At 58.6% G+C, this 13,500-nt stretch carries 11 protein-coding genes and 1 tRNA gene; 4 read left to right on the forward strand and 8 right to left on the reverse strand.

Annotated features, from left to right (window positions below):
- The first annotated feature begins 17 nt into the window (after positions 1-17).
- Entirely contained in the window at positions 18-902 is an 885-nt protein-coding gene (locus M5J09_RS10520; RefSeq protein ID WP_257157815.1) for a vWA domain-containing protein, read from the forward strand.
- A 154-nt stretch (positions 903-1,056) separates the two neighbouring features.
- Here M5J09_RS10520 and M5J09_RS10525 read toward each other — a convergent pair whose 3' ends face one another.
- The 5 genes from M5J09_RS10525 to secA2 all read right to left on the reverse strand — a co-directional run bounded on the left by M5J09_RS10525 (position 1,057) and on the right by secA2 (position 6,190).
- The gene (locus M5J09_RS10525) at positions 1,057-1,611 is read right to left on the reverse strand and encodes a MerR family transcriptional regulator (RefSeq protein WP_144792707.1); all 555 of its coding nucleotides are present in this window, start codon (positions 1,609-1,611) and stop codon (positions 1,057-1,059) included.
- Positions 1,612-1,880: 269 nt separating this feature from the next.
- Entirely contained in the window at positions 1,881-2,477 is a 597-nt protein-coding gene (locus M5J09_RS10530) for a bifunctional nuclease family protein (RefSeq protein WP_257157816.1), read from the reverse strand.
- Positions 2,478-2,547: 70 nt separating this feature from the next.
- Positions 2,548-3,297, reverse strand: a complete 750-nt coding sequence (locus M5J09_RS10535) for a MerR family transcriptional regulator (protein ID WP_257157817.1) — start codon at positions 3,295-3,297, stop codon at positions 2,548-2,550.
- A gap of 82 nt (positions 3,298-3,379) precedes the next feature.
- On the reverse strand, positions 3,380-3,811 hold the full coding sequence (gene odhI, locus M5J09_RS10540; protein ID WP_042530926.1) for an oxoglutarate dehydrogenase inhibitor Odhl: 432 nt from the start codon (positions 3,809-3,811) through the stop codon (positions 3,380-3,382).
- A gap of 87 nt (positions 3,812-3,898) precedes the next feature.
- Complete coding sequence (secA2, locus tag M5J09_RS10545; RefSeq protein ID WP_257157818.1) at positions 3,899-6,190, reverse strand: accessory Sec system translocase SecA2; 2,292 nt, start codon at positions 6,188-6,190, stop codon at positions 3,899-3,901.
- A 97-nt stretch (positions 6,191-6,287) separates the two neighbouring features.
- Between secA2 and M5J09_RS10550 the strand changes: the two genes are divergently transcribed.
- From M5J09_RS10550 to M5J09_RS10560, 3 genes are all read left to right on the forward strand, one after another.
- On the forward strand, positions 6,288-7,481 hold the full coding sequence (locus tag M5J09_RS10550) for an alpha/beta fold hydrolase (RefSeq protein WP_257157819.1): 1,194 nt from the start codon (positions 6,288-6,290) through the stop codon (positions 7,479-7,481).
- Between the two features lie 8 nt (positions 7,482-7,489).
- Positions 7,490-7,888, forward strand: coding sequence for a YchJ family protein (locus M5J09_RS10555; protein WP_257157820.1), 399 nt, complete (start codon positions 7,490-7,492; stop codon positions 7,886-7,888).
- Between the two features lie 119 nt (positions 7,889-8,007).
- Positions 8,008-8,081, forward strand: a tRNA-Pro gene (locus M5J09_RS10560).
- A 45-nt stretch (positions 8,082-8,126) separates the two neighbouring features.
- Here the strand turns inward: M5J09_RS10560 and M5J09_RS10565 are convergent.
- From M5J09_RS10565 to M5J09_RS10575, 3 genes are all read right to left on the reverse strand, one after another.
- Complete coding sequence (locus tag M5J09_RS10565; protein WP_257157821.1) at positions 8,127-8,810, reverse strand: ABC transporter ATP-binding protein; 684 nt, start codon at positions 8,808-8,810, stop codon at positions 8,127-8,129.
- Positions 8,807-10,993, reverse strand: coding sequence for an FtsX-like permease family protein (locus M5J09_RS10570; protein WP_257157822.1), 2,187 nt, complete (start codon positions 10,991-10,993; stop codon positions 8,807-8,809). Before M5J09_RS10570 ends, M5J09_RS10565 begins: the two co-directional genes overlap by 4 nt.
- Positions 10,994-11,414: 421 nt before the next feature.
- Complete coding sequence (locus M5J09_RS10575) at positions 11,415-13,187, reverse strand: hypothetical protein (protein WP_257157823.1); 1,773 nt, start codon at positions 13,185-13,187, stop codon at positions 11,415-11,417.
- Between the last annotated feature and the right edge of the window lie 313 nt (positions 13,188-13,500).

A 13,500-nucleotide genomic window follows, 5' to 3' on the forward strand; every position in this document is an offset into this window, starting at 1 on the left:
CCCAGCGCGGAAGGAACATGATGGCCCAGCACTCGGATGGAAAGAATAACTACGCACTTGCTCCGTGGCTCATTATCGTGGCCATCCTCGCGGTGCTCGCGCTTGTTATCGGTGGCTTCTTCCTTTTCCGTGGAAATGACCCTGCTTCATCCGAGACCGTGGCAGAAAAATCCTCCACAGCGCTTACGCCCGAGGAGACTTCCGGGAACGCCACCACAGCAGTCTCCCCTACCGCGAAGGCAGCTCCATCATCCTCTGTCAGCTCAACATCGACCGAGGCCTCTGAGGACGCGTCATCTTCTACTGTCACTGCGCCTAGCTCGGAGAACAAGCCCGACGGCGCAGCCGATGAGGTCGCACCGAATACGTTGTTCCTCCTCGATACCTCTGAGAACCTCACTCCGTACTTTGATCCGGTAAGCCAAGGCGTAGCTGAGGCCGCACGAGCTGCCGGTGCACAGGGAACCCAGGTGGGATTGTGGAACTACTCCTCCCCCATTTCCGCCACCGCTACGGTGGGTTATCGCCAAAACGTAGCTTATGGCGATGCTGACAACGTGGCTTATGCCGCCCAGATGTTTGGCACCGGCGGAGTTCCCCAAACGCGCAGTGCTGTCATCGCGGCCCTGGGTAACGCGACGGACCAAGTGTCCGAGAGCGGAAAGGACACACGCGTCGTTCTCATCACGACGGGCACACAGCAGGACATGGATGATGCCTCTTTTGCTGAAGCTGTGAAGAATGCGCGCGCGGACGGCGTAAGCCTGAGCGTTGTCCATCTTGGGGACGGTGACAAGGACACCGAACTGGAAAAGCTGGCGGATTCTTTCACCGCCGTAGCAGATCCCTCCGATATTACAGAGGACCAGAACAGCATCGCTGCTGCAGCTGGGGTGAAGTAGTTCCCCCTGCCCCGGGTCCTCCGCGCGTACTGATTCCCGGAGGAAGGTTGCCTTCCAAGACAAAGAGCCCCGCCGCACGTTCCTCGTGCACTGACGTGAGCAGCAGTGCTGGGATGTGCGGCGGGGCTACAGGTGGGCCTCGCGGGCCTTTGCCTTAGGAAGTCTTGCGCTTACGACGAGCTGCGAGCTCGTCAAGACCGACGACGACATCAGCCTCTTCTTCCTCCACGATGCGCTCTGCAGGGAAGGAAGTAATGGTGCCGGAGAGTTCCTTCAGGATGCCAGGCACTGCAATTCCGAAGACGCCCTGGCCACCGGCAAGAAGGTCAATGACTTCGTCGTTGGAGCGGCACTCGTAGACGGTCGTACCATCAGAGACAAGAGTAAGCTCAGCCAAGTCATTGACGCCGCGGTCACGCAAAGAGTCCACGGCCAAGCGGATGTTTTGGAGGGAAATTCCGGTATCCAGCAGGCGCTTGACAATCTTGAGCACAAGCACGTCCTTGAAGGAGTACAGGCGCTGGGAACCAGAACCGCGGGCGGTGCGGATGGAAGGCTTGACCAGATCAGTACGTGCCCAGTAATCCAGCTGGCGGTAGGTAATTCCCGCTACCTGACAGGCGATAGGAACACGGTAGCCCAGTTCCTCATCCGGGCCAATATCAAAGAGTGACTCCTGGACGTAGCTTTCGCCCGCGCCGTAGTCCAGCTGGCTTTCAGCCTCGAGATTCTCGATGTGAAGGTCTTTACTGCTCACGTAATTACTCCAATGGTGTTTGAAGGGAGTTCTAGTTTTCTATTAAAGGCCACGCCGTTAACCGCGTCAAGGGTAGACCGCGCTGAACCTCTAGTAGAACTTTAGACTTGTTTCATCCCTTTGTCATCATTAGTCACACGCGTGTCATTAAAAATCTCCCAGGCAGAAAGAAACAGCGGCGCCCTCGACGGGCGCCGCGTGATGATAAACCAAACGGGAATCTAGTTCTCATCCTCCGATTCATCCTCGCCGAAAAGATCCTTTTCGGAAATTCCAGAATCGCGCATTAGCTGCTCAAAATCATCATCTTCCTGGGCTTTCCTTTGAGCAACCCGTTCATCGACGTCACGCAGCCGCTTCTCAGGGAAGGTTTCAGGGGATTCGGACTCACGTTCAAGTCCGTAGTAATCCTTCAGGTCTTCATCACTGATATAGATGGCAACCTCATTGAGCACGTCCTTCTCAAAAGTAATGGGCACGCCATAGTGATCCGCCAACACAAGAGCATCGCACATGCGGGCGTCGTGCTCCTCCCCCGTTCCGTCAATGAGATCCACCATGAACGCACCCTTGCGGTACTCCGAGACACAGATGCTCTCAATGCCATCGAGTTGATCAGCAAAGGCAATCAGGAGTTCGTAGGTACTGGGGCGCGCATTAAAATGGTGTTCTAATACCTGCAGCACACGCGCGCCGTCAATGGGTGACACCCACACAGGAACGTGGCGGTCTGCTTCTTCCCAATAGAAAAGGGCGCACAGATTGTTTTCGGGGCCGACTGGATGGATACCTAAAAGCTTCAGTTCTTCAGAATTCATGGCTTCCACTCTCCCACACTTTTGCAGTGCATGGATGTCGCGCCAGCTCTCACGGCTGAAGCGACAGAAACTACTGCAGGAACTCGTCGCGCAGCTCGGTTTTCACCAGCGTGCTGTGCAGCGAAAGCACCAGCGCTGCCATCTGCTGGGAGAGTTCTTCCGCCTGTTGCGGCGCGGTATCGGACTTCGAGTGAGCGACGGGCGTGGCAACCTGCGCAATAAGGTCAGCTTGGCGGCGAGCCGCGTTGCGCAGGGACTTGAGCTGGCGGGCCTCGAAGCCAAAGGACTCGAGAGCCACAGCGGCAGACACAATTGACACATCATCGGTGTCGAAGAAACCAGCAGCATCTGGTTTGATGAGCCCCACCTTGACCAAGCTCGCAATGTCTTCCTGGGTGGCGCCTGCCTGGTCGGCCACATCGGCATCAGTAAGTCTATTGACCACCGGAGCGCGGAGCTGTTCAGCGCTGATCAGGGCCTCAGCCTGCGAGGACACAATCGCGGTGACTTGGCCGGAGTCCATTGCTTCCAGCTGCTCGCGGATGACCTTCAGCGGAGTATAGTTATCACGCTGCGCGGTCAGAATGTAGCGCAGACGATCCAGATCCTTCTGGTAGTAGCGGCGGTAGCCCTTAGGCGTGCGTTCAGGGGTAATCAGCCCCTCCGACTCAAGGAAGCGAATCTTGGACACCGTGACATCAGGGAACTGCTTTTGCAGGTGCTTCAGCGTCACGCCGATAGACATCGGCTTCTGCTTGGCGGCCTTAGGCTTCCTAGCGGCAGAGGGTGCCGCGACGGCGGAGGAGTTCTGTGCGCTCACGATGGGGACTACTTCTGCTTTCTACACGGTCTTGAGAACACAGCGAGGCAGAGACAACTATCCCCGCCCCGCCGGTTGGAACTTACTTGGCGGCGATGAAGACCAGACGGAACTTGCCAATCTGAATCTCGTCACCGACCTCGAGGACCTGTGCGTTACGTGGCTCGCGGTTAACGTAGGTGCCATTGAGGGATCCGACGTCGACGACCTCGAACTGACCATCGTTGGCACGGAACTCAGCGTGGCGGCGGGAGACGGTGACGTCATCGAGGAAGATGTCTGCCTCTGGGTGGCGTCCCGCGGTGGTGGTGGGCTGATCCAGCAGGAAACGCGCACCAGCGTTGGGGCCGCGCTTCACGACGAGCAGCGCCTGGCCCTCAGCCAGGTTTTCAGCGCCAGCGACGGAATCGTCGGAGCTCGCCGCGGTGCCGTTTTCCATCTCCTTGAGAAGATCGGCGCGGAAGACAGAAGTAGTCTCTGCCTGCGGTTCCGGCGTTCCGGTGTTCTCGCTCATTTTTACCTCCGAAGGGTCGGATCGATGTTGACCTAATCTATATTAGCGACTCCGCTGCCCGCGCGAGCCGCCTCGCTGTAATTTACATTAGCGGAAGATGTTACCTATACCCTTGAGCACCGAATTTCCGCCCCCTGACAGCGGATTATCAGACACCATGTAGGTCCAGGTCGCACTCGGGCGGGACAAACCGTGGTCTTCCAGATGTGCACCTTCGGCATCGATGACAACGTTCTTGAATGTATCGACGGCATCATCCACTGCGCGCTGCGCCAAATCCTTAAACTCGCGCACAGCAATGCGGTGGTACTCATCGATGGGGGTCTCGCGGGCGATCGCGCGCAAGTGGATGGACTCGCGGACATCGTCCATGAGCTCAAGATGATCTGCCCAGGCTAGATCCAAGTGATAAAGCATGATTTCGCGGGCGGCGCGTTCGCGGGCGTCGGCAGGGACATCGCCAAGCTCGGCGGCTCGGTCAGGCGCACGCTCCGCGAGCTCCTCCCAAGCCTGGGCAGTATCGAGAAGCTTCGCGCGACGCTCATCAATGATGACGCGTTGGTCTGCGAGCAGCTGGTTGTACTTCCAGGTCTGGGCATGAATCTCAAGCAACTGGCCCTCGGTCACGCGTTGGCAATGTGCCACAAAGTCGCTGACTCGCTTGGACTCAATGAGTCCATCGGCATTGGGGCGCGCCGACAGGGATTCATCCTCGCCACCCTGCTGTACGACGTCATCCTCAAGGGACACGAAGAATACCGACATACCAGGGTCTCCTTGGCGGCCCGCGCGGCCGCGCAGCTGATTGTCTAGGCGGGAGGAACGGTGACGCGAGGTTCCCAGAACAGCTAGACCGCCCTTTTCCACGACAGCATCACGATCTGCTTCATCCGCGCCGCCAAGCTTGATATCGGTACCACGACCTGCCATCTGGGTAGACACGGTCACCCGTCCCACATCGCCGGCCTCAGCCACAATGCGGGCTTCGTCCTCGTCGTTCTTGGCGTTGAGGACGTTGACCGTAATCCCCCGTTCCCGCAGGGCATCGGCCAAATCCTCTGACTCAGCCACATCGTGGGTACCCACGAGAACCGGCTGTCCGGTGGCGTTAATGGCGGCGATCTCTTCGACGATGGCCTTCGACTTATCGTCCACCGTTGCATAGATACGGTCAGCCTCATCGAAGCGCTGCAGCTCCTGGTTACGATCAATGACGGAGACGTGCAGGTCATAGAACTGACGTAACTGGTCGGTGGCCTCCACCGCCGTACCCGTCATGCCACACACCAGCGGGTAGCGGCGCATCAGTTCCTGGAGGGTGATGGTGTCAAGGATGCGACCGCCCTCAGAAACCTCAAGGCCCTCTTTGGCTTCCACGGCTGCTTGGAGGCCATCGGGCCAGCGCTGGAGGTCGGCAACGCGGCCGCGGGAGGCGTCGATAAGCTGCAGCTTGCCGTCCGTAATGATGTAGTGAATATCCCGGATGAGCAGGGCCTTAGCATGCAGTGCCAGGTTAACCTTGACCAGCACCGTTCCGATGTTCTCCTCGGAGTACAAGGAGTCCAGCCCCAGCTCGCGCTCAACCCGCGCCGCGCCCTCATCCGTGAGCGCAACCGTGCGCCCATCCTCCGCAATGACGTAATCGTGTTCTTCGCGTAGTCGGGAGACCACATTGGTGATGTGGCCCGTCGATTCTTCGCCCGGCCGGTTTCCAGCGAGAACTAGCGGCACGAGGGCTTCATCAACGAGGACGGAGTCGGCCTCGTCCACAAGCGCTACATCTGCGCGGGCTTGGACCGTTTGCTCACGCGAGGTGATTTGGTTATCGCGCAACACGTCAAAGCCCAGTTCATTGACCGGGGCATAAATAATGTCCGCTTGATAAGCCGCGCGGCGCTCTTCTGGTCCGAGCTTTTCCGTCACGGAAGCCACGGTAAGTCCGAAGAACTCGACGAGCGGGCGCATCCACTCAGCGTCGCGCGCAGCAAGGTAATTGTTCACTGTCACCAGGTGCACGCGCTTGCCAGTCAGCGCAAAACCCGTTGCTGCCATGGCTCCCACGAGCGTCTTGCCCTCTCCGGTGGCCATCTGGATGACATCGCCCTCCAGCAAACGCAGGACTGCCTGCGACTGCACGTTGAAGGGGCGCATCCCCAACTTGCGCTCACTCGCAACGGCAAGTGCCGCGAGGAAGCGGGACTTGTCCGCAATGGCGCCATCTTTCACACAAGAGCGGGCGGCGTCGGCCACAGCGGCATCATCCAGCGCAGCAACATCTTCCACAGCCGAATCTGCGGCTGCCACTACAGCCTTAGATTTCTTGTTGTTGCGCTCGGACTGCGCGCCCATCGCCTTCCAGAACCAATCGAATGCACCCATGAGCACTCCTCACCTTTCTGTGCGGCCTACACATCTCCCTTCGACTTTAGTCAACCCCGGTTCGCCGGCGCGCACTTGCCCTTATATCCTTATGAGCATGCAATCCGTGAACGTGACGCTCCCCTCCAGCACCGGCACCACGATGGCCGGCACCATCGATTTTCCTGACACCCCGCCGCAAGCATTCGCCATTTTTGCGCACTGCTTCGCCGGCTCCCGCCACACCCCGGGCGCAGCTCGCGTGAGTAAGCAGCTCACCAATTTTGGTATCGCTACCCTGCGCTTCGACTTCCCCGGCCTAGGCCAGTCCGAGGGCAACTTCAGCGAAACCAACTTCAGCCAGAATGTTGCGGACATCCAGGCCGCAGCAGAGTGGCTGGCTGAGAATTACTCCGCCCCGCAGCTGCTCATGGGCCACTCTCTGGGTGGCGCGGCTTCTCTCGCCGCCGCGAATGACATCCGTTCACTCAAGGCCGTAGCCACCATCGGCGCACCGTTCGACCCAGCGCACTCGGTTCTTCACTATGCCGACAAGATTGGTGAAGTCGACGCCAACGGTGAAGTTGAAGTGACCCTAGGTGGTCGCGCGCTCATCATTTCTCGCCACTTCCTCGAGGACCTCGCGGAGACCAACCCGGAAGCGTACCTGCCACGCCTGCGCAAACCGCTGCTGCTATTGCACTCCCCCATTGATCAAACGGTCGGCATAGATAACGCCCAGAACATTTTCCTTACTACGCGCTACCCCAAGTCCCTCATCGCTCTCGATAAGGCCGACCACCTGCTGACAAAGCAGGGCGCCGCCGCCCGTGCGGCTGACCTCATCGGTGCCTGGGCGGAGCAGTATATCGTTCCCGAAAACCTTCCGGCACCGGTTGATGCTGATACCGCCGTAGCTGCCCCTGCAGTGGGCACGCGCATGGGCGTTGTCGTGCGCAACAACGAACGTGCCGTGACCGCTGACCGCACGAAGAAGGGCGGCGGCAAGGGACAGGGCTTTACCGCCGAAGGTCTGCTGATGTCCGCACTTGCCACCGCTACAACACAGGCGCTCAAAGCTGCGGGCAAGGAGCAGAAGGTCGACACACAGGCACTGGAGTCACTCACCGTCACCGTCACGCAGGACTCTGATCGTTCTTTCACCCGCACCATTTCCCTTCCGGAATCGTTGAGCTCGGAGCAACGCACCGCGCTTGTCGACGCCTCCACGGCCACCCCCATCGACTCCCTTCTCGATGCCACCGTCACCACCACAGTCGTGACGGCCGATACTGTCTCCGCCACCGCCTAGGCACGCCGATGATTGTCCTCAATCCCCTCGAACCTGGGGCACGCTGCCCGTGCGGAACCGGCCTCACTTTTGGCGAGTGTTGCTCGCGGTATCTCGCTGGTACACCGGCCCCCTCTGCGGAAGCACTCATGCGCTCCCGTTTCAGCGCCTTTGTGACTGGTGACGAAGAATACCTCCTACGCACATGGGATCCCAGAACCCGCCCCGAGCGACTCGACCTGGCCGAGACCGGGATACGTTTCTATCGCCTTGACATCCTCGATACCGTGGCTGGCGGGCCTCTCGATGACACTGGTGTCGTCGAGTTTGAGGCATTTTACAAGGGCGCTGCCACAGGGTCCCAGCGCGAGCGCTCCTCCTTCCGCCGCCAGGACGGGCTGTGGGTGTACTCAGCTGGTGAGTTCTAGGGCCTACCGGCAGTTCCCTCGCCCTATTAACCTCTGAGCGAAATACGCCCTGAACAGCAATTTGTTGAAGCGAATACCGCTGGTGTAATCTGTAGCAGTTGCACCAAGTGGTGCGACGGCGGACTATGGCGCAGTTTGGTAGCGCACTACACTGGGGGTGTAGGGGTCGCAGGTTCAAATCCTGTTAGTCCGACAGCTTTCCGGCTGGTCAGAGAAGTTCTGACCAGCTTTCATTGTTTTATTGTTCGTCCGTCCGGATGTCGTAGTCTACGAGCCCGTCTACAAGGTGAACTCGGCGGGGACTCGAGGACGCAATGTCCTCATCGTGAGTGACCATGACAATCGTCGTGCCCGCAGAGTTGATATCACGGAAGATGTCCATCACCTGGCGGCTATTCTCACTGTCCAAAGCACCCGTGGGCTCATCAGCGAAGATGATGCGCGGTTCATTGATCAACGCGCGGCAGATGCCGACACGTTGGAGCTGGCCGCCCGAGGCTTCGGTGATGTCGCGGCGTGCTAAGGATGCCACGCCCAAGTGCTGCATGAGTTCGTGCGCGCGTTCCACTAGCTCATCCCGCGGCGCAAGGCCGGCAAGGAAGGCCGGGAAAATGATGTTGTCGAGCACGTTGAGGTTCGTGAGCAGGTGGATCTGTTGGAAGACAAAACCCATGTGGGTTAGTCGCAGTCGCGCCAATTCTTTCTGGCTGAGCTGGGTGAGGTCTTCGCCGCAAAGTGTCACCTGCCCCGAGGAAACGCTATCCATTCCACTGAGCGCATACAGCAGTGTGGACTTTCCTGACCCAGATGGCCCAGTAATGGCCACCATGTCCCCGGCATCAATGTCAACGCTAATTCCGTGAAGCACGGTGTTATCGCCGAAAGCCTTGGTTACGTTGCGGGCGGACAGAATGGTTGTCATTGCGCAGTCACCTCCGTGATATGGGTACGGCTGATGGAGCGGCTACCCAGCCACGTGGCAGCGGCAACCGAAAGAGAAAGAACGAGGGGAACAAGACCATACACCAGCCAAGGATTGACCATAAGTTGGATTTGGCTGCCGCCTTGGCCAGCTGCCTCCATCCCGCCGAAGATGAGTTCCATACCGAGGTTGAACACACCCTCCCCGGCGATAAGGGCCAACACCATTCCTACCGGAACCGCGCACGCCAGCACGGAGAGAGTCCGAGTGAGGTACTGAGTACGGATACCGTCGTCCGTGTTGCCCAACGCGCGCTGAATGGCAATCGGCGTGGAGTCGGTAGCAATGAGCATACGAACGAACATTAGCGTGATCAGAGCCGCAAGCAGTGCCGCTGTGGCCAGGATAATCAAGGCCACGGTTCGCAGAGACTGGGCGACAGGTCCGAAGGTTTGCTCTGCCATGGTCTCCAAGGCGACGGGATTAGCTTTAGGCCAACGGTGAGACCACTCCTCCAGGACGTCCGCAGGCTCAACGCCAGGTTGAAGATCAACCAGCACCGTGTACCACGTGACATCTTCAAGCTTTGTATCCAGCAGCGCTTTGGCAGTCTTACCACCGTTGGTGATGTCCTGGTATGAGCCAACGATGGTCAAGGGTTTCAGTTCACCCTGCACATCCACGGGAATCGTCTCCCCCACCTCATATCCGGTCGCGCTCAAGGACATCAGCGGCAGCGCGATCTCGCCAGGGTTATGTGGTGCGCGGCCTTCGACATAGGAGGTGGGCATGGTGTCGTGGTCGCCGCTGACAATGTTCATGCTGATGCGTTCTCCAGAGACCGCGAGAACATCGTGACGGGACGTGGTGGTGAGGACGTGATGAGCCACGGAATCGGCGTGGTGCAGGGTGGCGTCAATGTCGTGAGCAATGTCCGCATCCGCAGGTGATTCTGCACGCCAGCCGAAGTAAACGTCTGCCTGCGCAATGCCCATATAGGTGCTGAACCGCGGATCATTGGCTGTGTTGGCTGCAGCGGTGGGCACAATGACGATGAAGGTAGAAATTACCAGTACGCAGAAGAGAAGGACATGGGCGCTCAGTCCACGCAGCAGCGCTATAAAGCCCAGACGAATATTTGTCGGTGTCCGCTTCGCCGTAGCGAGGCTAAGGCGCGGTCCCCTGCCAACCTCCTGTGTGCCTCCTGTTCGGAGCGCCTCCACGGCGCTCGTGCGTCCCACCCTGCGCAACATGACGAGGACAAACAGAACGGTAAGAACAAACATCAATAGCGCGCCACACATCGCCCCGGCTACGCCCGCCCCACTATGTTGGACGCCTTGGTAGGCAGATAACCGCTGTGTCATCAGGGGTAGCAACCCCAGACCAAGTGCCAACCCCACTACGGCAGCAATGGCAGCTAGCGCAGCGTATTTCACTAAATACAGCCGCCGGATCCTGCTTGTGGGTACGCCAATAGCGCTGAGCACGCCAATCTCCTTGGCGTCGTGGCGCAACGTTGTCAAAAACGACAAGCGCAGAACGAGCAACCCCACGACGAGAAGAAGCAACGACGCCAAGATGATCGCTCCGGCGCTAAAGCCCTCACCAACCGCGATGAACATGCGGAAGGTCGCGCGGTCTACCGTGGGGCCATTGGCCGGTAATCCAGCATCCATGTATGCGGTGCTTACCGTTGGGATCTGGGTATCCGGATCCTGCACCCAGAACTCGATAAGGTACTCCCGCGTGCCATAGTTACTTGCGATATCCATAAAATCCGCGTCGTTGACCGCGATACGCTTGGAGCCGGCAATCGGTGGATTCATGATTGAATCCCTCGTGAAACCAACAACCGTCAAGGATCGCGCACCGGGCCCAGTGCCGATATCCACAACGTCCCCTACCTGCAGGGAACCCTCAATCTTGTACATGATGGGCATGATGACGGTGCCGGGCTCTACCGCTCCAATGGGCTGGTTGTCCTCATCGAGTAAGAGGTCCCCACTCTTCGGCGGAACAACAAGTGAGTTCTGCTGGACATTATCGCGTTGGTCCACACCAGCGAAGACAAGGTCGGAGCTGTTGAGTGTCAGCAGTTCGACTACCTGGTGGTCGGTGACATTCGGGGTGTCCTGGGCAAATCTGTCAATGCTGTGCTTATCGACGTCTCCTGCGTGCATCTGCACGAGGTGTGGTGCCCGCGCTTGGTCGAGCAAAGCATCGGCTGCCCCGCCCAATTGTGCGATGAGCCCAGCACTTGCCGTCGCTAGCGCGACTTAGACCGCCATGAGAGCCGTAACTGCAAAGGTCAACACCGTATTTCGACGGACATCGTTCCACAGCATTCTGCCAAACATGGGGTGGATCACCTCACCGTCGAAAGAGAGCCTTACTCTGTAAGGTTGAGTTTACTTCAGCACCCCCTCCCACGTACGGATTATGCGACATGATGTACCCCACGACATCCCTCCTTAGGCGATACCACCCGAGTTTGCAAACAACACAAAGAGGCCACCGTGCCCGGCAAAGATGCCGGAGACGGTGGCCTTGATTGCTCGCTCTAGGTTTTACAGAGCCTTTGGCACAGTAGCTAGCGCATCCTTAGCGGCCAGCACGCCACGGAATGCCTTCCTTAGGCAGGTAGCCCAGCAGGTAAAGGTAATCCATCGCACCAAGTACAGAGACGATGAGGCCGCCACCAAGAAGGGCCGCGAGGAAGGAATAGCCAACCATAGAGGACATATCAGCGTCCTTGCCATCCTTACCGTCCTTGCCGTCGACGCCATCACGGCCGTTAAGACCGTTCAAGCCATCGCGACCATCTTGCCCGTTGATACCATCGCGACCTGGTGCGCCGTTGGCACCGTTCATGCCATTCGCACCATCACGGCCATCTTTGCCGTCAACGCCATCTTTACCGTCGCGGCCCGACTCGCCATCTTTGCCGTCGACACCGTCCTTGCCATCGCGGCCGTCACGACCATCGCGACCGTCACGACCTGTCTCGCCATCTTTACCGTCACGGCCGTCACGACCGTCGCGGCCGTCACGACCTGGCTCGCCATCTTTGCCGTCCTTGCCATCGCGGCCCGGCTCGCCATCCTTGCCGTCCTTACCGTCGACACCGTCCTTGCCATCGCGGCCCGGCTCGCCATCCTTGCCGTCCTTACCGTCGACACCGTCCTTGCCATCGCGGCCCGGCTCGCCATCCTTGCCGTCCTTACCGTCGGCACCGGCGGAGGGAGTCTCAGACGGCTCGGCCGTGGGCTTGCCGGAGGCAGACGGCTCGGTCGTGGGCTTGTCGGAGGCAGACGGCTCGGTCGTGGGCTTGCCGGAGGCAGACGGTTCGGAAGGGTCGGTCGGCTGAGCGGACTCGCTGGGCTTGACCGGTTCCGACTCAGTCGGCGTGGCAGGCTTGTCATTGGAGACCTTCTTGCCGTTGAGCATGTCAGCGCACTTCTGGCCGGCAGGCGCATTGACTTCAGCCAGAGCAGAGGCGGAGGCAGAAATGCCGCTGAGAGTCTCCTCAATCTCAGCGCGCTGGTCGTCGGAAAGCTTAAGGTCCTTGGCTGCACTGGCGCCCGGGAAAAGACCAGCGATGGTCACCGCAGCATTGAAGATCTTGAGGACGACGGAGACACCCTTACCGAAGGCGCCGTCAGCAAACTTGATGAGGTTCGATACGGTCTTCTTCGCAGCATCCGGGTTGTTGAGATCGACCTCTGCATCAGCGTTGTCAATGCGGCCGATGGCCATGCCTTGTGCACGAGCCAGGTCCCACGTTACGGCCTTGTCTGCCTCACCCTTACGGACGAGTTTGGCAATGCCTTCCCAGGAGCTCGCACCAATCTTCTTGATGAAATCAGACGGGATAAGATCGCCAACGACTGGGATAACCTCCCAGACGGTCTGGAGCAGCTTGTTGCCGCCGTCGTAGAATGCCTTTGCTAGGTCAAGCTTGCGCTCAAGCAACTGGCCTTCCTTGCCAGGAGCGTCAGTGATTTCACAAACTAGCTTTCCGTTCTTTTCTGCTGCGGTCACGGTGACGTCGGCGGTAGAGGCCTCGGTGCTCTCAAGCTCAGCGAGTGTCGTAGGCTTCGTGCTTTCGGTGCCGAAGAAGCTGAAATCATTGTCGCGGGATTCTCGCTCAATATCCTCGATAGCAATATCGCCAGCGTTATTAGAGTCAATCAGGTTGCCGTCCTCATCAAAGAGAGTGCCGTTGACATCGACAGTGTCGGAGCCTTCGTCCTCGTGGACGAACGCGGAATCAGTAGGCAACTCCACCGCGAGTGCCTGCGGGACAACAATCACGGACGAGAAGGTGGCGACGGCCACAGCAGTGGCAACAATGCGGGAAGGAATGCGGCGCATGGCGGTTCTTTCTTAAATCTCGATGAAGGCTTGCTTACCGTACGCGATAAGCGCAATGAATTCGGACCGGTGGCTACCCTACCGCCGATGAAATTTAATTTCTACAGTGGAGAAACCACCCAGCAACGCCACCACCCGCTAGCTGCTAACCAGAAGCACTTAGTTAACATCGCATACATTCAATATGTAGAAACATTTCACACAGCAAAGGGCAAGTCCTCCACTAGGAGATTTCCACGAATGGTGAGATCATTTACCTTCAGTTAAGGCGATGGTGTCGAAAAAATATTCCCTACCTTCCAGAAGGGAAAGG

Origin of the sequence: Corynebacterium sp. BF-R-2 (assembly GCF_024586525.1) — a bacterium.
Taxonomy (GTDB): Bacteria; Actinomycetota; Actinomycetes; order Mycobacteriales; family Mycobacteriaceae; genus Corynebacterium; species Corynebacterium singulare.